This window comes from Streptococcus sp. 10F2 (assembly GCF_054331515.2).
The window spans coordinates 39,474-57,793 of the sequence record NZ_JBTGGE020000001.1; the positions used below are offsets into that span (position 1 = coordinate 39,474).

General features: G+C 41.8%; 20 protein-coding genes. All 20 read left to right on the forward strand.

The window, feature by feature from the left end:
* Positions 1–10: 10 nt before the first annotated feature.
* The 20 genes from ACXM1Q_RS00300 to ACXM1Q_RS00395 all read left to right on the forward strand — a co-directional run bounded on the left by ACXM1Q_RS00300 (position 11) and on the right by ACXM1Q_RS00395 (position 18,312).
* Positions 11–463 (forward strand): stress-induced protein, encoded by a 453-nt coding sequence (locus ACXM1Q_RS00300; RefSeq protein ID WP_458515337.1) that lies wholly within the window; start codon positions 11–13, stop codon positions 461–463.
* Positions 464–471: 8 nt separating this feature from the next.
* Positions 472–990 (forward strand): terminase small subunit, encoded by a 519-nt coding sequence (locus tag ACXM1Q_RS00305; protein ID WP_458515338.1) that lies wholly within the window; start codon positions 472–474, stop codon positions 988–990.
* On the forward strand, positions 959–2,257 hold the full coding sequence (locus ACXM1Q_RS00310; RefSeq protein ID WP_458515339.1) for a PBSX family phage terminase large subunit: 1,299 nt from the start codon (positions 959–961) through the stop codon (positions 2,255–2,257). The genes ACXM1Q_RS00305 and ACXM1Q_RS00310 overlap by 32 nt, the downstream gene beginning before the upstream one ends.
* A gap of 12 nt (positions 2,258–2,269) precedes the next feature.
* Positions 2,270–3,778, forward strand: coding sequence for a phage portal protein (locus tag ACXM1Q_RS00315; protein ID WP_458515340.1), 1,509 nt, complete (start codon positions 2,270–2,272; stop codon positions 3,776–3,778).
* A gap of 2 nt (positions 3,779–3,780) precedes the next feature.
* Positions 3,781–4,983, forward strand: a complete 1,203-nt coding sequence (locus ACXM1Q_RS00320; RefSeq protein ID WP_458515341.1) for a phage minor capsid protein — start codon at positions 3,781–3,783, stop codon at positions 4,981–4,983.
* A gap of 64 nt (positions 4,984–5,047) precedes the next feature.
* Complete coding sequence (locus ACXM1Q_RS00325; RefSeq protein WP_458515342.1) at positions 5,048–5,611, forward strand: phage scaffolding protein; 564 nt, start codon at positions 5,048–5,050, stop codon at positions 5,609–5,611.
* A 15-nt stretch (positions 5,612–5,626) separates the two neighbouring features.
* Positions 5,627–6,496, forward strand: coding sequence for a capsid protein (locus ACXM1Q_RS00330; protein ID WP_458515343.1), 870 nt, complete (start codon positions 5,627–5,629; stop codon positions 6,494–6,496).
* Positions 6,497–6,506: 10 nt separating this feature from the next.
* Complete coding sequence (locus tag ACXM1Q_RS00335; protein WP_458515344.1) at positions 6,507–6,662, forward strand: hypothetical protein; 156 nt, start codon at positions 6,507–6,509, stop codon at positions 6,660–6,662.
* A gap of 3 nt (positions 6,663–6,665) precedes the next feature.
* The gene (locus ACXM1Q_RS00340; RefSeq protein ID WP_458515345.1) at positions 6,666–6,848 is read left to right on the forward strand and encodes a hypothetical protein; all 183 of its coding nucleotides are present in this window, start codon (positions 6,666–6,668) and stop codon (positions 6,846–6,848) included.
* A gap of 27 nt (positions 6,849–6,875) precedes the next feature.
* Positions 6,876–7,271: a head-tail connector protein gene (locus ACXM1Q_RS00345; RefSeq protein ID WP_458515346.1), complete on the forward strand. Its 396-nt coding sequence runs from the start codon at positions 6,876–6,878 to the stop codon at positions 7,269–7,271.
* Positions 7,261–7,602 carry a putative minor capsid protein gene (locus ACXM1Q_RS00350; RefSeq protein WP_458515347.1) on the forward strand — a complete coding sequence of 114 codons (342 nt, stop codon included), beginning with the start codon at positions 7,261–7,263 and terminating at the stop codon, positions 7,600–7,602. Before ACXM1Q_RS00345 ends, ACXM1Q_RS00350 begins: the two co-directional genes overlap by 11 nt.
* Entirely contained in the window at positions 7,602–7,997 is a 396-nt protein-coding gene (locus ACXM1Q_RS00355; RefSeq protein ID WP_458515348.1) for a minor capsid protein, read from the forward strand. The genes ACXM1Q_RS00350 and ACXM1Q_RS00355 overlap by 1 nt, the downstream gene beginning before the upstream one ends.
* Positions 7,990–8,403 (forward strand): minor capsid protein, encoded by a 414-nt coding sequence (locus tag ACXM1Q_RS00360; RefSeq protein WP_458515349.1) that lies wholly within the window; start codon positions 7,990–7,992, stop codon positions 8,401–8,403. The genes ACXM1Q_RS00355 and ACXM1Q_RS00360 overlap by 8 nt, the downstream gene beginning before the upstream one ends.
* Complete coding sequence (locus ACXM1Q_RS00365; protein ID WP_458515350.1) at positions 8,393–8,875, forward strand: phage tail tube protein; 483 nt, start codon at positions 8,393–8,395, stop codon at positions 8,873–8,875. Before ACXM1Q_RS00360 ends, ACXM1Q_RS00365 begins: the two co-directional genes overlap by 11 nt.
* Positions 8,876–8,936: 61 nt before the next feature.
* Positions 8,937–9,305, forward strand: coding sequence for a hypothetical protein (locus ACXM1Q_RS00370; RefSeq protein WP_458515351.1), 369 nt, complete (start codon positions 8,937–8,939; stop codon positions 9,303–9,305).
* Between the two features lies 1 nt (position 9,306).
* Positions 9,307–9,936, forward strand: a complete 630-nt coding sequence (locus ACXM1Q_RS00375) for a Gp15 family bacteriophage protein (RefSeq protein WP_458515352.1) — start codon at positions 9,307–9,309, stop codon at positions 9,934–9,936.
* Positions 9,937–9,939: 3 nt separating this feature from the next.
* Positions 9,940–13,956 carry a hypothetical protein gene (locus ACXM1Q_RS00380; protein WP_458515353.1) on the forward strand — a complete coding sequence of 1,339 codons (4,017 nt, stop codon included), beginning with the start codon at positions 9,940–9,942 and terminating at the stop codon, positions 13,954–13,956.
* A gap of 50 nt (positions 13,957–14,006) precedes the next feature.
* Positions 14,007–14,666: a phage tail protein gene (locus tag ACXM1Q_RS00385; RefSeq protein ID WP_458515354.1), complete on the forward strand. Its 660-nt coding sequence runs from the start codon at positions 14,007–14,009 to the stop codon at positions 14,664–14,666.
* The gene (locus tag ACXM1Q_RS00390) at positions 14,663–16,090 is read left to right on the forward strand and encodes a phage tail spike protein (RefSeq protein ID WP_458515355.1); all 1,428 of its coding nucleotides are present in this window, start codon (positions 14,663–14,665) and stop codon (positions 16,088–16,090) included. The genes ACXM1Q_RS00385 and ACXM1Q_RS00390 overlap by 4 nt, the downstream gene beginning before the upstream one ends.
* Before the next feature lie 14 nt (positions 16,091–16,104).
* The gene (locus ACXM1Q_RS00395) at positions 16,105–18,312 is read left to right on the forward strand and encodes an SGNH/GDSL hydrolase family protein (protein WP_458515356.1); all 2,208 of its coding nucleotides are present in this window, start codon (positions 16,105–16,107) and stop codon (positions 18,310–18,312) included.
* Positions 18,313–18,320: the final 8 nt, after the last annotated feature.

Genomic DNA, 18,320 nt, shown 5'->3' on the forward strand with positions numbered 1-18,320 from the left:
GGTTTGTTCGGTGGGTAATGAAAAGAATCTTATTCCGAATTCAGCACGAACTCCGAGCGAACGCCGAGAAAATGCAAGAAAAGCAGGACTTGCTTCAGGTCGAGCGAGGAGAAAAAAGGCTGATTTAAAGAAAGCATTTGAGATTATCTTGCAGGCTGACGTGGCTAATCCTAGCGTTAAGAAACAGCTTGAGGACATGGGATTTGAGTCCACTAATGAGATGGCTTTGGCAATGGTTATTTTTCAGAAGGCTTTAAAAGGCAATATAAAAGCATTCGAGCAGATTGCTAAGTTGACTAATCTCGAGACGAAGGACTCGCTTGATAGGAAAGAGCAGCGTAGACGAGTTGAGTCGATTGAGTTGGCTAATGAGCAGAAGAGAGTTGCTTTATCTGAAGGTCGTCCGGATTCTGACGAAGAAGAAGTGACAGGATTCATTTTTGATAGAAACAGGGAGGAGTGATGTGATGAATGGCTAAGATTACAGATAAGCAGATAGATGATTTTGTGGCATTCTTAGTCGCTGGTCAGTCGCAACGTGAAGCGTATCGGAATACTTTCAAACAGTCTGCTAGATGGAAGGATAAAACAGTCGACGAGCGTGCTTCTAGATTATGGAAAAGCGACAAGGTGCAGACAAGGTATCGAGAGTTATTTCTGGAAATAAAGCAGAAGAATTCGAAGATGGCACTGTGGTCTGCTTCACAGGCTTTTGATGAATATGAATGGTTAAAAGAGCAGGCTAAATCAGATATACAGATGGAAGGTGTACGGCAGGCTAACTCTAACGCTTTTCTCGCTTCAATTGAGGGGATGAATGCAATGGCCGGCATTGGTTCAGAAATTCAAAACGAAAAACTTCAAGCTGAGATTGAATTGCTCAAGTCTAAACTTCCACAGACTGAAGAAGATGAGTCAACTATCACAGGATTTACATTTGAAAGGAACAAGGTTTTAGATGGCACTGATGAATCTAGCGAATCTGATTAACCCAACATTTGACGAAACGCTCTTTACTGAAAAAAGCCACGTTGTCTTAAAAGGCGGACGTGGATCTACAAAGTCATCTGTGATTTCAATTAAGCTAGTTAATGATTTCTTGAGTGATCCTTTAGCTAATGTGGTTGTTCTCCGGAAGGTCGGTAAGTATCTTCGTATGTCTGTCTATGAGCAGATTAAGTGGGCAATTTATGAAATGGGAGTTTCCCATCTTTTTACTTATGGTACATCTCCACTAAAAATCACTCATAAGAAAACAGGGACGGCATTTTATTTCTACGGTGTTGATGATCCTATGAAATTGAAATCCCAAAAGATTTCAAAAGGCTATGTTCACGCTCTATGGTTTGAGGAGTTAGCGGAGTTTGCAGGGCGAGAAGATATTGACGTGGTTGAGGATACATTCATTCGTCAAAAGCTACCAGATGGAAAGCAAGTCAGAGTCTACTTTAGCTACAATCCCCCTCGCAATCCTTATGACTGGATAAATGATTGGGTGGCTGAAAAAGCTAGTGATCCAACCTATCTAATCCACCACAGCACCTATCTTGATGATGAGCTTGGTTTTTTATCTGAAGATATGAAGAGCAAAATAGCTCGCTATAAGGAAACTGACCCAGATTATTACCGCTGGATGTATCTTGGCGAAATCGTAGGTCTTGGAAATCATGTCTACAACATGAATTATTTCAAAAGGCTTGAATCACTACCGACCGATGATAAAGTCATCGGCATTTCTTTTGCACTTGATACAGGACATCAGCAATCAGCTACTGCTTGCGGCGCTTATGGATTGACTGCCAAGGGCAATGTTATCTTGCTAGATACTTTCTACTACAGTCCAGCAGGTCAGGCAGTCAAGAAAGCACCTAGTGAGTTAACCGTGATGGTCCATGATTTCTTGGACGAGGTTCTGAAAGAGTATCGAGTGCCAAAGTTGAAAATGACAATAGATAGTGCAGAGGGTGCGTTGCGAAATCAGTATTTCAAGGACTACGGAGAACGCTGGCATCCAGTCGCTAAGAAGAAAAATCAGACCATGATTGATATGGTTATCAGTCTTTTGGCAGAGGGTCGATTCTATTATCTGGATATCCCTGCCAATCAAATCTTTGTAGAAGAGCATAAGATGTACCGATACGATGAAAAGACCTTGAATACTGATGATCCAAAAGTCATCAAAGAGGACGATCACACGGTCGATGAATTCAAATACTTTGTTCTGGACAATGCTAGAGCCTTAGAACTTAAAGCCTAGAAAGGAGGAGACATGGGACTGCTCCAATCGATCAAAAATCTTTTTAAAAGGAGTCAGTATGTAATGACAAACCAAAATCTATCTAGTATTACAGACCACCCTAAAATCGCAATATCTGCGGATGAATATCAGCGAATTAAAGACAATATCAAATACTTTTCTGGCAAGTATCCTGCTGTTGAGTATCGAGACAGTAACGGTACTAAGCAAAAGAGGGATTTCAATCACTTACCAATTGGCCGAACTGCTTCGAAGAAGATTGCCAGCTTAGTCTTTAATGAGCAGGCAGAAATCACACTTGTTGATGAAGTCGCAAATAAATTTATCCAGGAGCAGTTACAAAATGACCGATTTGTTAAAAATTTTGAACGCTATCTTGAAAGCTGTCTTGCCTTGGGAGGGCTTGCTATGCGTCCTTACGTTGACGGTGATAGGGTGCGTGTATCATTCATTCAAGCCCCTGTTTTCTTACCTCTCCAGTCGAATACACAGGACATTTCAAGTGCTGCAATCGTCACCAAGACAGTCAAAGCAGAGAATCAAAAGAACAAGTATTACACGTTGATTGAGTTCCATGAGTGGAATTCTTCAGATGGCTATGTAGTTACTAATGAACTCTACAAGTCGGATAGTTCTGATAAGGTGGGTTCTCGTGTACCGCTTGCTACTTTGTACGAGGATTTGGAAGAGACTGTCACCTTAACTGGTTTAAGTAGACCGCTTTTCACCTATCTTAAGCCCCCAGGAATGAATAATAAGGACATCAATAGTCCGCTAGGTCTATCTATTTTTGATAATGCCAAGACTACGATTGATTTCCTAAATACCACCTATGACGAGTTCATGTGGGAGGTCAAGATGGGGCAGCGTAGGGTTGCAGTTCCATCTCAAATGATTAAAACGGAATACAGTCAGAGTGGGGAATTGATTACAACCAGACGTCAATTTGAAGCTGGCCACAATGTCTATGAGCAGTTTGAAAGTGGACTTGATGAAGGTATCAAGATTACCGACCTCACTACTCCAATCCGAGCAGATGACTACATCAAGGCTATCAATGAAGGGCTTTCGCTCTTTGAAATGCAAATTGGAGTATCTGCAGGAATGTTCACTTTTGATGGCCAGAGTATGAAGACCGCTACGGAAATCGTTAGTGAGAACTCGGACACTTATCAAATGCGGAACTCAATCGTTGCACTGGTTGAGCAGTCTTTGAAAGAGTTGATTATTTCGATTCTTGAATTGGCCAAGGCTTCAAACATCTATTCTGGTGCTATTCCAGAGATGGACACAATCAGTATCAACTTAGACGATGGGGTCTTTACTGATAGAAATGCGGAACTCGATTACTGGATCAAGATGGTTACAGCAGGTTTTGCTCCTCAGTCTATGGCGATTGAGAAAACCTTGAATGTAACTGAAGAGGATGCTAAGAAGATTCAAGCAGAAATCAACCAAGGAACAATTGACGAAGCGAATCGCTCAAGGTCTCAAGATGATGTAGACATCTACGGTGAATAACCATGGGACATAAGAAACCGATTAAGTACAATGACCAGCAACTCATGATGATGGCTGGAAACGTTGCGGATCTTTATCATCAGCTATCAAATGAGTTGTTTGATAACATTATCGATCGCTTGAAATCCCGTGGCAGTCATTATCTCTATGAGCAGCCTTACCTGTGGCAATTGGAAAAGATGGCGGACATGGAGTTGCTTAATGAAGCGAATATCAGAACGATGGCAGAGTATTCTGGAATTGCAGAGGAACAAATCCGCTACATCATCGAGAATGAAGGCTATCAGGTCTACGAGGATACCTACACCTACCTTGGTGAGAAGCCTCCAGGAGGCCATGTCATGGAGCTACTGAACGGCTATTCTAATCAAGCAGTTAGTGATATGGATAACCTAATCAACACCACGCTACCGATTAGCGTTCAGAAGGTTTATAAATCCATCATTGAGGAAACCGTGGGAAAGGTCGTTATCGGGATAGCCACAGAGGACACAGCGCTTGATGACACCATCATCAAATGGCACGCAAAAGGATTCTATGGTTTCACAGATCGAGGTGGAAGATGGCAACGTGCCGATTCATACGCTCGGACAATCATCCGAACTACAGTCAATCGGGTTAATAACGAAATGAGGACAAGGCCAGCTCTAGAATTGGGGATTGATACCTTTTACTATTCAATCAAAGCAGCTGCAAGGAAAAACTGCGCTCCAATTCAAAATAAGGTTGTTACGACTGGAAGTGCTAGAACGGAGCATGGTATCGAAATTCACGCTTTGAGTGACTACGACTACGGAAAGCCAGGCGGTTGCCTTGGTATCAACTGCGGTCACAATATGATTCCCTTTATTCCAGGGGCTAATAAATTACCTGATATTGACTACGACTTAAAAGGTTTGACTCCAGAACAGGCCATGGAAAATGCCAATATCCAAGCTAAACAACGAGCCTTAGAGCGGTCTATCCGATTCACCAAAGAGCAGATTCACGTTGCTGAAAAATTGGCCAATGAAAAATTTCACTCAAGGTTTGTCAATAAGCTAAGGCGGCAGACGACTGCACTTGATGATTTAGTGGATCAGCATGATTTTCTTTATCGTGACAGCAAGCGTGAAGAATACTACAATGATCCACTGTCTGCAGCTAAAGAGGAAATCCGTCAAAGAAGAAAATTGGCCAAAATGGCTAAAAGAGAAACTAACTGACCTGGAAATGTCGTAAAACTTTCTGTATTTCTGTCCCCCGTGACGTAAAACAAGGAGTTAAGACATGAGTCTTAATCGTGAAATGTTGGTTAATGCAGGTATTGAAGATAAATCTGTGCTTGATAGTCTCATGCAAGCGTACGGTGCAGGGATTGAAAACGCAAAAGCGCAGGCGAAGTCAGAAGTACAGGCAGAAAACGACACATTGAAGCAGCAACTTGAGCAGCAAAATCAAGCTATCAAGGATTTACAAGCCAAAGAAGGGGCTAGTGAGGAGAGTAAGCAAGAACTTGCTGATCTACAAGCTCAATTTGAGCAGTATAAGACTGAAAGTGAGACGAAGCTGGCTCAGCTAACCAAAACTAGCGCTGTCCAACTGGCTTTGAAGGACGTTGGCGCTCATAATTCAGATGATTTGATGAAGTTCATCGATTTGGAAAAGATTGAACTTGGAGAGGATGGTAAGCCAGTTCTTGATGAAACCATCAAATCACTAAAAGAGTCCAGTCCGTATCTTTTTCAAAGTCAGGAAGGGCAGCCAAATCCTAAATTTTCAGTTGGTGGGAATCCGCCAGCGGATCCATCAGAAACTAATGACGCTTTTACAGCTATTGCCGATAAGTATTAACAACAGGAGGATTTTATGGCAACAAAAGTTTTTACAAAACAATATCAGATGATTTTTTCTCGTATCTTTGATACCCGTTCTCATTTCATTCGTTCTTTTGGCGGAAAAATTCAAACCTTCGATGGAGTTTCAGACGCTGATACTATGATGTACATCAAAACAAACTCTACTGAAGCAGTTTTAAAAACTTACTCTACTGATTCAAATGTTGCTTTTGGTTCTGGCACAGGTTCATCAAGTCGCTTTGGGGAGCGTACAGAAATTAAGTCTGTAGATACTCAAGTTCCTTATGAAAAACCTATCTCCATTCACGAAGGAGTCGACAATGTCACTGTCAATGATGTTGCGGATCAAGTTGTGGCAGAACGTTTAGAATTAAATGCTCTAGCAACTACTGAGTACATCAATGGTCTGTTAGGAAAAGCTATCTCTGAAGCTGCAAGCGAAACTTTGACTGGTGCTTTGACAGAAGAAGGGGTCACAAAACTTTTTGCGGAAGCCCATAAAAAATTCGTTAATAACAAGATTAAAACGGATATTGTTTGGGTGGCATATGTCAATGCGGATGTCTTTAATTTCTTGATTGATTCCAAGTTGGCAACTACAGCGAAGAAATCTGCTGCAAATGTTGATGAACAGACTCTCTATAAATTTAAAGGCTTTGTTCTTGCTGAAACTCCAGATGAATACTTCCAAACTGGGGAGCAGGCTTACTTTGTAGCTGACAATGTTGGAGTTGTCGGAGTTGGTTTTTCCATCGTCCGTACAATTGACGCAGACGACTTCTACGGTGTAGCAATCCAGGGGGCTTCTAAGTACGGTAAATACATTCCGGAAGCAAACAAAAAAGCCATTCTAAAGGCTAAGTTAGCCCCTAGCGCATAAGGAGGTCTAAATGGCTAAATTTCGAGTGAATTTCACTTACTACGACACTGACTTAAACAAACTTCACGAGGTTGGGGAAGTAGTCGATATGACTAAAAAGCGAGCGGAAGAAGTCAATAAGCGTTTAGCTGACTATTCTTCTGCAGTTTTAACAGAAACGGAGTGATAGATGGAATATCTAGTACTTAAAAATGTCAGCGTAGACCGAAAAGGGAAGATTACAGACTATTTTGGTGGTCAAGTAGTCAGCCTAACCAAAGCAGAAACTGACCGGCTAAATAAGAAGGCCAATGGTCCTTACTTTGAAGCTGTTGAAAAGAAATCAAAGAAAAAGCAAGAGGACGGTGAATAGCCATCCTCTTTTTGATTGGAGGAGAAAATGGCTTACTTAACTTTAGATGAATTTCTTGATTTAGGTTTTGATGAAATTGATAGCAATGCCTTTGAGAAACTTCTCAAGCGTGCTAGTTCTTCAATCGATCTATTTATCAATTTCTTTTATGACCAGGTGAATTTTGAAACTGACTTTGAACCACGAAAGCGAGCAGTTAAGCACGCAGTGGCTCATCAAATCGCTTATTTAGATAGTTCCGGCATCATGAGTGCAGAAGATAAGACATCACTTGCAAGCATGACAATTGGGCGAACCTCTGTAAGCTATCAGAATGGCTCACAGGGCGCTTCAAGAGGTCGCCAGTATAATTTATCGCTTGACGCTTTAAACTGGCTAGAACAGGCAGGATTTGGGGCAAGGATGGTGAATTATGATAGATAAGCGAATGTTGAAAGACACAGTTACTATTCAAAAGAAAAGCGGTGATGATCAATGGGGCAAACCTCAATATGACGAACCTATTTTCTTACATCCTGTCAAATTTGACCGGACTTACTCTTTTAGAGGTTCGCAAAACAACCGAACTGAAGATAAACAGAGTTCTGTAGTGCTGATTTATCCACAGTTCGTAAAAGTGGACATCGATAAGAGTATCTTAGACGCTAAAGTCGTTGATGTGTCAGATGGAACTGAATTCACTGTCAAATCTCTCTTGATTCAACGTCATCCTTTTACTAAAAAGGTTCTGTGCTATGAGTTGGAGGTGGTTTGATGGTTGACATTAAAGTTGACATCGACATCAAAAAACTAGAGAAAAAAGTAGGTCCGCAAGCTGTGCGACGTGGGCAGATTGCTATGACTAGTCAAATGCTTATGGATATGAACCAGTATGTTCCCATTCAAAGTGGGGAATTACGGGAAAAATCTTATGCAAGAGTTGATACAGTGGTTTGGCACTCGACTTATGCTCGAATCCAGTTTTATGGTAAAAAACGAAAAGGATTCTTTTCTAAGAAACAACGCAGGTACTTCTTTGCGAATAAAGACAGGTTGTTGAACAACAAGCGGAAACGTGGAACTGGTACTCGGTGGGATCAAAAAGCAGCTAGAAAACATATGAAGGATTGGGAGGAAGCAGCTCTGAAAGGAATGGGAATTGATGAATAATATTGATTTTATCGAACAGCTTAAAAAGGTTATTGACGACCTTGGTTTGCCGATTAAAACCAGACTTGATTACCTGAATGAGTTCAAAGATTTGGTTATTTATGCTTTGCCGGGTGGTCGAGTTTTGGAGGAAGATTTAGCAGGAACTCAAACGGTTCAGCTACCATTTGAGATTGCCATTAAATCTCAAGACCAGTCTTTGAATAACTCTATTTTGTGGAAGATTAATAGTGCCTTGTCAGCGCTAAACATTGAAATCCCGAGCGGAAATGGCTCTTATACGTTTTTGAGTCTATCTGTTGAGACTCCATCTTTGAATGATCTGGACGACCAGGGATTCTATGTCTATCTTCTCGATGTGACAGCGACTATTGAAATTGAAAGGAATAACTCAAATGAAAATTAAAAATGCCCTACGTAAACATTTTCTAGCGCCAGTTGATCCAACTGATCAGACAAAAGCCCCTGAAACTGACGCATGGTTATGGATTGCAAAAGGAATCAAAGAATCAGCACCAGAAAATGACGAAGAGACAGATGATTCTGGCTACTTCGATGGTGACGGCACTCCAGATGAGATTGTGACATCCAAGAAATTGGGTCGGTCATTCGAAGGCCACCGCCACTACGGTGATGCTGCTCAAGATTATGTAGCAAGCAAAGAGTATGAAATCGGTGATGACCTGCTGGTTTGGTACAAAGAAGTTAGTGCCAACGGTAAAGTCCAAAAAATGGGACTTGCTCGTCTTTCTGAAATTGAAATCGGAGACGGTGAAGCGACTGAACTTGAAACTATTGCTTTTAAAGTGGTATGGATCAGCAAGCCAATTGTTTCTGATGTGGTGACAGATAGCCCCGTGGCTGGAGTTACTGAATAATAGTTTTTTGTGAAGAGGGTTTCTTGCCCTCTTTTTCTTTTTAGGTAAGGAGTAATTTGAAATGGTTGTAATTAAAAAGCGTAATAATGTCATTCCTGTTGATTTTGAGGATTTCAAGCTAGAGTTCAAAGCGAACGATGCAAGCATTAAGAACTTGACGAAAATTGAGAAGCAGCTAAAAGAACATGAAGAGCGATTGAATGAGCAAGAATACTCTGAATCATTTTTGGATGATTTGAAAGATATTGTGAAGGGTTACTGGATTGACTTGTTTGATGAAGCAGCTTTTGAGAAGGTTTATGACTATTCTGATGGCACAACTCTCGATACTTTTCTCTACTTGATTGCGGCCATCCGTGGAATCCTTGAAGAGTACGAAGGCCTCAATAATCAAGATGCACTTTCTAAGTATCTTGAAGTAAAGAAATGATATGAAGTTTGATTTATCAAGGAAGTTAGAGGATAAGCTCTATATAGGTCCGGATGTCTATGGTCTGGACCTCTCTTTTGATAATGTGCTTAAAATTTTTGAGTTATGGGAAGATGATGAAATTCCTAGTCACATCAAGCCTCATGTCGCTTTGAAAATGTTGTCATCTGAAGCTTTTGAGGAACATTTCAAGGAAATGCCAATCGAGGAAGTCTATGAGATTTTCGAGGAAATATTTGATGAGCATATCAATCTGAATCCATCATCTATCAAAGATGTGGAGTATGATTTGGCAGGAAATGTCATGACTACAAGTCCAACTGGTAGTTCAGAACAAAAGTTCTTTAATGCTCGGTTTGATGGCGAGTATATCTTCGCTTCATTCATGCAGGCATACGGTATCAATCTTTTCAAAGTCCAAGGGGAACTTCATTGGAAAGAGTTCAATGCACTTCTGGCAGGTTTACCAGAAGGAACTAAGCTATCGGAGGTTATCCAGGCTCGTAAATATAAGCCACAAAAAGGTGATACAGAAGAGTATAAGAGAGAGATGCTGAAACGCAAAAAAGAGTATGCTCTGCCAAACCAAAAAATCGAGGACGAGGAAGAAGAATCATGGGAAGGAGGTTAACAAATGGCTGATGGAATGGTCAAAATTAAGGCTTTTTTCGATGCTAAAGATGCAAATAGCGGTGTAAATAAGCTAAAGGCTAGCTTGAACGGATTGAAAAGTTCAGGATCTAGTGTCGGTTCTGTCTTTAAGTCGGTTCTTGGTGCTAATCTTGTCAGCGGTGCTTTAATTGGCGGCTTTAACGCTCTTAAAAATACGGTTGTTGGTGTTGGTAGTGCTGCAGTCCAGGAAGGCGCCAAACTCGAGCAGTCATTCGGTGGTATCGATACGCTTTATAGTGGTGCAGAGGCAGCAGCAAAAAGCTACGCCGCAACAGCCTATAAAGCTGGTATTTCCGCTAACACCTACGCAGAGCAAGCTGTTTCCTTTGGTGCTTCACTGAAACAAGCACTTGGAGGGGATGCAGTTGCAGCTGCTAAGGCGGCAGATATGGCCATTACGGATATGGCGGACAACGCCGCTAAGATGGGTACTGATATCGGTATGGTCCAGCAAACCTATCAATCTTTGGCCCGTGGAAACTATGCCATGCTTGATAACCTAAAACTCGGATTCGGTGGTACTAAGTCTGAAATGGAGCGATTGCTCAAGACGGCCGAGGAGTTAACTGGTAAGAAGTTCGACATCAGCAACTTTGCAGATATCACTGAAGCCATCCACGCTGTCCAAGAGAGCCTAGGTATTGCAGGAGTTGCAGCAGAAGAAGCTAGAACAACCTTGAGCGGTTCTTTTGGGGCCATGAAGGCTGCTTGGGAAAATACCATGGGAGCTATCACTGGTAAGGAGTTGGATATTACTCCAGCGCTTGAAGGGCTAGCACAAACCGCATCTACTTTCCTTTTCGGTAACTTTATTCCGATGGTCGGTCGAGTCATGCAGAATCTTCCCAAAGCGATTGGGACTTTCATTGAAAAGGGACGACCTGCCCTTGAAGAAGGTCTGAGAAAGACTTTTTCTGAAGGTGCAGTTAAAAAGATTATGGGGGTCTTTGATGGAATTGTTGATTTCGGTTCTAAAATAAAGGCCTTTTTTGATAACTTCGGTAAAACTGGAGCTATTTCTGCTATGGCAGACGCTCTTGAATCTGTCGGTGGTGCAATAGGTAACATCATGTCAGCTTTAAGCGGCAAGGGTGATTGGTCCGATTTCGGAACTACTCTAGGAGAAATTGCTAAGACGGTTTCTGATGTAGTATCCGGAATTGGTGATTTTGTAGGAAAACTAGATCCAGGAGTTATTCAAGGAGTCGCTGGAGCAATCTTCGGAGTTGTTGGGGCTTTCAAAGCACTTTCCGGAGTGGCTTCAATTGTTTCAGGAGCATTAAGTCTCATTTCTTGGGTTCTATCCGCAAATCCTTTCACGATTGCTATTGTTGCGATCGGTGCTTTGGTAGGTTGGTTCATCACAGCTTATAACACAAGTGAAGATTTTAGAAATAAGGTTGATGGTGCTTTAAAAGCTGTAGGGAAAGCCTTTGACTCTGTAAAGAAAGCCTTAGAAGGTATTGATCCATCTATACTTCTTGGAATGCTGCCGGTTATCGCAACCGTCGGAAAAGCATTAGGTGGATTGGCTAAAACGAAAATTGGAGATATTTTCTCATCACTTTTCAAAAAGGTGAAACCTGCCAAGTGGCCTTGGTCAGAACCGCCAGAAGTTCCTGAACCTAAAGTTCCTAAAGGAGGAGCAAGTAAGATTACGAAGTTCTTCCAAGGAATAGCTAACGTAATTAAGACAATTTTTAACGGAATAGGCACTGTAATCAGTAAAGCTGGTACAGCTATCTCAACTGCTGCTAAAGGAATCGGAACAGGTCTAGCCACTGCATTTCGTGGTCTAGGCCAAGCTGTTGCCATGGCTAACCCTGCTCAATGGCTTGCTTTTGGTGCGGCTATGTTCATGGTCGGTGCTGGTGTCGCCTTGGCTGCCTTCGGTATCTCCATGCTTGTTCAGTCAGCTATTCAATTGGCTAGCGCTGGTAGTGGTGCAGCTATTGCTTTGGTTGGTATGGGAGTAGGGATCGCAGCACTTGCTGGGATTTTTGCTTTGCTTGGTCCTGCTTTGACTGCTGGTGCAGTGGGGATCATTGCCTTTGGTGCAGCAGTCGCTCTAATCGGTGCAGGTATCTTCTTAGCAACCGCAGGTCTCTCAATGCTTGCAGGCCATCTCCCTATAATTGCAGCCTTTGGGGCTAGTGCAGCGGTCGGTATTGCTGCTTTAGGCGCAGGATTGGTTGTTATGGGTGTTGGTGCTATTGTCGCCGGTGCAGGTCTGATGGTAGCAGGTGCTGGGCTTGCAGTAGTTGGTGCAGGAGCAGTTGTTGCAGCAGTAGGGGCAATAGCTCTTGGTGTTGGTTTGATGGTAGCAGGTGCAGGAGTTGCTGTCTTTGGTGCTGCTTTGAATGCCGCCCAACCAGGAATAGAAACCTTTGCAGATGCAATTTCTAAGGTTATTGACAGTTTGTCGAATGGTATTTCATCTGTCTTGGATTCTGTAGCAGGTATCTTTGACTCTATCGGGAATGCAGCTCTGAATGCGGGGCGTGGTTTCGATATGCTGGCAAATGGTGTTCAAAAACTGAACGGAGTTGGCATTATGAGACTTGGTGCTATCTTTGCAGAAGTTGCAGGGGGGCTTTCATCTCTAGCTGGGAATGCAGCTGGATTGACTGCAGTTGGGACTGGCATGATGCAACTTGGACAGGGATTCATGATGATCCAAATGTCCGGAGCTATTGTCACTACTATGTTGACGCAGTTATCTACAACTTTGCCAACTTTATCTGCCAGTCTTACCTCTGTTAGCCCAGCTATCACCATGCTAGGTGCATCGTTTACTTCTTTAGGACCAATTTTGACTAGTGTTGCAATGTCTTTCACCACTTTTACAACTAGCTTGATGGCAGCTGCTATGGTCTTTCCGATGGTTGGTATGCAGATTACTGCTTTAGGCATGAGTATGACGATTCTTACCACGGCCTTAGCAGCCGCTCAAGGGTCTCTATCTGCATTTACTGGTTCGATTGGATCAGTAACGGGTGCTTTATCTGCTCTAAGTGGTATGGTTGCCGGTGTGGCTTCATCTTTGATGGTGATCAACGCTTCATCAGCTTCAGCTAGTGATGCGTTATTTGCTTTGAGTGCCGCTTTCGCTATGCTTGCAGTCTCAGTCGCTGGTTCAATGACGATGGCAGCTGCTAGTGTGATTGCCGGTGGCGCTCAAATGCAGACTTCGATTACTTCAACAGGTCAGCGTATGGTTGTCTCCATGCAGTCAGCTATGAATCAGATTGTAAATGCGGTTCGTAATGGTATGAACAATTCTGTCTCTGCAGTTCGCTCTGGTGGAGCTCAAATGGTTGCTGCTATGCGTGCAACAGGAGCGCAGTTAGTATCCGCAGTTCAAAGTATGATGAATCAAGCTGTAAGTGCAGTTAGAAGTCATCATGGTGCTATGGTTGCTGCAGGTAACTTTATCGGCCAAGGTTTGGCACAGGGTATGCGACAAGCACTCCCTGCAGTTACTGCAGCCGCTAACGAATTGGTGGCTCAGGCAGAACGTGCGGCTAGAGCCAAGGCAAAAATTAATTCACCATCTCACCTATTCCGTGATGAGGTCGGTTGGTGGATTGGTCTTGGGGTTGCTCAAGGTATCGAGAATGCGACACCAGAAATCGCTCAGAAGATGGACTTCATCGAGGACATGGTGAATCGCTTTAATGTCAAAATCTCTGATGTTATGGATTCATCAGCCAACTCTTTGACTAGTCGAGTGCAAGCAGAGACTTTCAAGCTAAATGCTAAGAAAGAAGTCATTTCGAGACAGGAAGGTCAATCTACTTATATCGCTGATTTACTTGAGATAGCGACTGAAAAACTAGATGACGTAATCACTGCAGTTGAAGCTGGCGGTAATGTCATGATTGATAGCGGAGCGCTAGTTGGTCATATTGGACCAGCAGTGAACGGATATATCGGTCGAGAAACACGCAGGGAAGGGAGGCGGTCACTACGGCCTTAGAAATTAAAGAATATATCGAGTTTGGGGCTTTTAACTCCAAAGGCTGGGGTATGTATCTGGTCGATCGTGACGCACCTACCCCAGATGAGAAAGAAATCGTTGAGGACATTCCTTTTTTGCAGGGTGTCCTTGATTTTTCTTTTTTGACTGGTGAGCGGATTTTCCAAAATCGAGAAGTAACTTACAAATTCAAACTACCAAACACACACTATGACAATCGGAAGACAGTCGAGCGTTTTATCAAAAAAGAGGTCATGCCTAACTTTGAAGAGAAGTTGTATGATAGTGCGATTCCTAATCATTTTTTTGTTGGTAAGTGTGCATCTGTAAAAGTTGTTCATGATCCAGGAAAGAGAAATTTCATCGTGACGCTGGTCTTTAACTGCTATCCTTTCGCATACACTTTGAAAAAGTATTATGACGATGTGTGGGATACTTTCTCGTTTGATGACGATGTGTCAGCTTTTACTAAATGGAATATCGATGGAACTCGTGATATTGTGATTTTCAATCATGGGTCGGCTTTTGTTGCTCCGGAGATTGTTGCAAACGGCCACTTTAAAGTTATTGATGCAAATAGCGATAGTTGGACTTTTCAAAATGAAACGAAGACAGATACCTCCTTTCAACTTGTTCCAGGTGTAAATAAGCTAAGAATCGAAGGAAATGGCCACATTTCTTTCCACTTTAGAAGTGAGGAGATGGTATGAGGACAAAGGCACATAATCGACTTTATCGAAGTGGTGGTTATCGTGTTATTTACTGGCATGATATTGATGATCCAGAGCCAAAAGTTTTACATGAACCTACTTACTCAAAATCCGAAAAGCTCTCGTCCGGAAAAATTACTAAGCGGGTCAATGAAGCAGATGAGTTCATTTTCACGATTCCCACGAATAACCCTCACTACTCCAAGTTGAAAGTTATCAAAGGCTTAGTTCGTGTGGAGAATCTCTTTGATAATACAATCGAATTTTATGGACGTGTCATTGAAATCAACGGGTCAATGACTGCTCAAGGAGGATTTAGCCAAGAAATCATCTGTGAGAGTTCTCTTGCTTATCTGAACGATATGACCATGGCATGGGAAAAGCGGAGGAATCGAGGTCCGGACGAATTTCTAAAGCACGTTATATGGTTCTATAATCAGCGTGTGGAGAAGCATAAACAGTTCAAAGTTGGCCGTGTCAATATGCCTTATGAGTCCGACAGACCGTATCTGTATACAACCTACGAGAGTGCTTGGGATACTATCAAAAACCGTTTGCTGGATAAATTCGGCGGTCATATCGTTATGCGAGCGGAGCGTGATGGTAATTACATCGACTATCTGAAAGAAATCGGGGAGCATAAAAAGACCCCGATTAAGCTAGGGAAAAATATCAAGTCGGCCAGTCGAAACATCTCACTTGAGGACATGATGACCCAGATTGTGCCGATTGGTGGAGACGATGAGAATTATAAAGATCCAGAGTCAGAGAATGGGAATAGCTCGGATATTATCCGGCCGCAAATCAACATCTCATCTGTAAATTTAGAAAATCCAACGCATGTCATGACTCTTTATGATGAGGAGCTTATGAAGCAGTTCGGAGTTATCCGGAAAGTTGTGCAGTGGTCTGAAATCACTGATCCAAGGATTTTGAAAGCTCGGGGATGGCAGTATCTGCGTGATCAAAAAGTTGCTTTGGCCAATTGGAAGGTGTCTGCAGTTGATCGCTATCTGATTGATGATGAGTATGAAAAATTCGAGGTTGGGAATTACCATCCTGTTGAAAATCCCCCACTTTCAGGCATTGAAGAACTTCAAATCATTTCTAAAGAAATTGACATCCTCAATCCACAATCGGTTGAGTTGGAGATTGGTGCTGATAGTTTGACAATCTCAAGTTTTCAGTTGCAGCAACGACAAGCTCAAGAATCGATTGAGAAATTGAATCAAGACATGAAGATTGCCAACGCAAAGGCTGAAGCTGATAGAGCAAAGCGAGATGAACAAATCGCAGTGCTACAGAACCAGCAAATCGAGCATGAAGCTCGTCTGAGTGGAAGTGAGTCAGAGAAGGCTGAGACTCAGAGACAGATTAATAATCTGCAGAGACAAATCGATGAATTACAGAAACAGAATAACTAGAGAAGGAGAAGTGTATGGTTCGTTTTGACGCAAATGAACTTCAAAGCCAAGGCCCAGAAGCGATTGGCCAGAATATCAATAGAGATTTTTCCCACTTAGATAGGACTCAACGATATCCCGTTGAAACACTAATTCGTTTCATCCGAGAAAAAGGTTACGGAATCGATGTTAGAGAATCTATGGCAAAAGCTCTTGAGAGAATATATGTCGATGCTAGTCAAGGTGGCAACACTAATATGGAGATAGCACAAGCTAGGGGAGCTTATGACACCTTGTCTGAAAACCTAGACAACATTATTTCCAGTCTCAGAACAAAAGCAAATGATTCTGAAATAAAAATGTTGATCAACAACATCATGGATGGTACGCCAAAAGGTACGTATTCTAATCTTGCTGCGTTGCAATCGGCAAAAGCGGGAGGAGACAGAGGTATTTACATCACGACAAACAATGGACACTGGAATTACTGGAATGGTTCTAGATGGGTTGATGGTGGCCCTTATCAATCACCGCTTGATGGTGTACCTAACCAATTCGGTGTCATTTTTGATGGGTTATTGACTATTGATCGAAACTTAAAAACAGTCACGATAAAAAAAGATACTTGGATTTCTTTTGGAAATAAAAACTACGCACCAAAAGAAGATTTGAGTATTATTTATGAGCCAACTGGCTTGTCTGAATATGTCGTGTACGATTTTCAAAATAGCGGCTTATCGATGATGACCTTATCCACAATCAAGAATATTTCGTCAACACAGGTCATTCTTGCGATTATGTATAAAGAAGCTCTACATTACCCGGTAAATTCACGGTTTGTAAAAACTATCGGCTATGCAGAGTATACCCAAGACAGCATGATTGGTTCGGTTGTTCAAGGCGCTGTGATTTATAACAACAGCACCGGGACAATTAGTTTTGAAGGCCTTGGAGAAGCTGATGAGATTATTGTTTCAAAAGGCACTAGTTACTATACTATTAAAGGTCATGAAGATCTTCAACTTTCCAGCGGGTTTATGCATCATCTTATCTTAGATGTAATGGACGGGAAATTTAAATTAATCAAGAGTACGTTTCGGACAAAAGGTTCAACTTTTACCGGCAAAAACACGGAGATTCTTATTGCTTCTATTTACCTGGGCGAAATCACGCATTACTCAAATCCTAATTTTGTAAGAACTACCAAAAACTTGGTTAAAGAATCTTACAGTTTGGAAGATTTAATCGTAGATTTACAGACTAAACGGACTGTTTTAGTTACATTGGGAGATTCGACAACCGACGGTTATAGGACTTCAAACTACTCTAATAATCAGATTAGTGTTCTTGCTGAAAAACCAAAAACCTATTCTCATCAATTGATGCAATTGTTGAACAGCTCCACGCAAAACAGGTTCAATCACAAAGTCTATAATCGCGGCTTTTCAGGCAAAACTATTAATTGGCTCAAAAATAACTTAGAAGCAATTCTAGAACCAATCAATGAAAAAATTGACTACGCAACAATTGCCATGGGGATCAATGATATGGTTTATGATGCTACTAAAATTGCAGCTTTTCGCAATGACCATACCGCAGTTATTAGTGCTTTGATGGCAAAAGGGATTAAGCCGATCCTGATGTCCACGCAGAGTCAATTTGAAAATTATAGGCGTTTCGGCTCTAAGACTAATAGCATAGCAGATGTAATTAAAAAGGACCTTGCGGAGGAATTCGGCATTCCGTTCATCGATTACAATGCTGGCACATCAAACATCTTGAATGCTTCAAATTATAGCGTACATGATCTGATTCCTGACATGTGCCATTTTGGCGATTTAGGGCATAAAAAAGGGGCTGAATTTTTGGCATCTCAGTTGATTTCACGCTGTAAAACAGTTGATAGCAATATGAGAATTGGCTACCAATCGAACAAAGTAATATCAGATTTAATTTACTCTGATTTTCAGAACGATAACGACAAGCAAGTAAAATGGATTTCTAAAACAGATAATTTTGATTTAGAAGGTCGGCTGAATGAATCAGCTATAAAAACAATGTTTGAGGTAATCGTTTATATCGAAAAACCAAGCTATGTACGCTGGTTTGGAGAAAATGTAGACATCAATGTTGTTGATGGGGAAGTGCTTGATGTTGGATTGTATACAATCAATGTTAAAAACAAACCAGGTCAAACGAGTAAATTTAGAGGTCTAAAATTTGAACTGGTTCCGGAAGTGTGAAGGGATTT

Excerpts from the sequence above, each read along its gene's own strand:
- ACXM1Q_RS00305 (WP_458515338.1), top strand. The coding sequence starts at position 472 with ATGGCTAAGATTACAGATAAGCAGATAGATGATTTTGTGGCATTCTTA.
- ACXM1Q_RS00310 (WP_458515339.1), top strand. The coding sequence starts at position 959 with ATGGCACTGATGAATCTAGCGAATCTGATTAACCCAACATTTGACGAA.
- ACXM1Q_RS00315 (WP_458515340.1), top strand. The coding sequence starts at position 2,270 with ATGGGACTGCTCCAATCGATCAAAAATCTTTTTAAAAGGAGTCAGTAT.
- ACXM1Q_RS00320 (WP_458515341.1), top strand. The coding sequence starts at position 3,781 with ATGGGACATAAGAAACCGATTAAGTACAATGACCAGCAACTCATGATG.
- ACXM1Q_RS00325 (WP_458515342.1), top strand. The coding sequence starts at position 5,048 with ATGAGTCTTAATCGTGAAATGTTGGTTAATGCAGGTATTGAAGATAAA.
- ACXM1Q_RS00330 (WP_458515343.1), top strand. The coding sequence starts at position 5,627 with ATGGCAACAAAAGTTTTTACAAAACAATATCAGATGATTTTTTCTCGT.
- ACXM1Q_RS00335 (WP_458515344.1), top strand. The coding sequence starts at position 6,507 with ATGGCTAAATTTCGAGTGAATTTCACTTACTACGACACTGACTTAAAC.
- ACXM1Q_RS00340 (WP_458515345.1), top strand. The coding sequence starts at position 6,666 with ATGGAATATCTAGTACTTAAAAATGTCAGCGTAGACCGAAAAGGGAAG.
- ACXM1Q_RS00345 (WP_458515346.1), top strand. The coding sequence starts at position 6,876 with ATGGCTTACTTAACTTTAGATGAATTTCTTGATTTAGGTTTTGATGAA.
- ACXM1Q_RS00350 (WP_458515347.1), top strand. The coding sequence starts at position 7,261 with ATGATAGATAAGCGAATGTTGAAAGACACAGTTACTATTCAAAAGAAA.
- ACXM1Q_RS00355 (WP_458515348.1), top strand. The coding sequence starts at position 7,602 with ATGGTTGACATTAAAGTTGACATCGACATCAAAAAACTAGAGAAAAAA.
- ACXM1Q_RS00360 (WP_458515349.1), top strand. The coding sequence starts at position 7,990 with ATGAATAATATTGATTTTATCGAACAGCTTAAAAAGGTTATTGACGAC.
- ACXM1Q_RS00365 (WP_458515350.1), top strand. The coding sequence starts at position 8,393 with ATGAAAATTAAAAATGCCCTACGTAAACATTTTCTAGCGCCAGTTGAT.
- ACXM1Q_RS00370 (WP_458515351.1), top strand. The coding sequence starts at position 8,937 with ATGGTTGTAATTAAAAAGCGTAATAATGTCATTCCTGTTGATTTTGAG.
- ACXM1Q_RS00375 (WP_458515352.1), top strand. The coding sequence starts at position 9,307 with ATGAAGTTTGATTTATCAAGGAAGTTAGAGGATAAGCTCTATATAGGT.
- ACXM1Q_RS00380 (WP_458515353.1), top strand. The coding sequence starts at position 9,940 with ATGGCTGATGGAATGGTCAAAATTAAGGCTTTTTTCGATGCTAAAGAT.
- ACXM1Q_RS00385 (WP_458515354.1), top strand. The coding sequence starts at position 14,007 with ATGTATCTGGTCGATCGTGACGCACCTACCCCAGATGAGAAAGAAATC.
- ACXM1Q_RS00390 (WP_458515355.1), top strand. The coding sequence starts at position 14,663 with ATGAGGACAAAGGCACATAATCGACTTTATCGAAGTGGTGGTTATCGT.
- ACXM1Q_RS00395 (WP_458515356.1), top strand. The coding sequence starts at position 16,105 with ATGGTTCGTTTTGACGCAAATGAACTTCAAAGCCAAGGCCCAGAAGCG.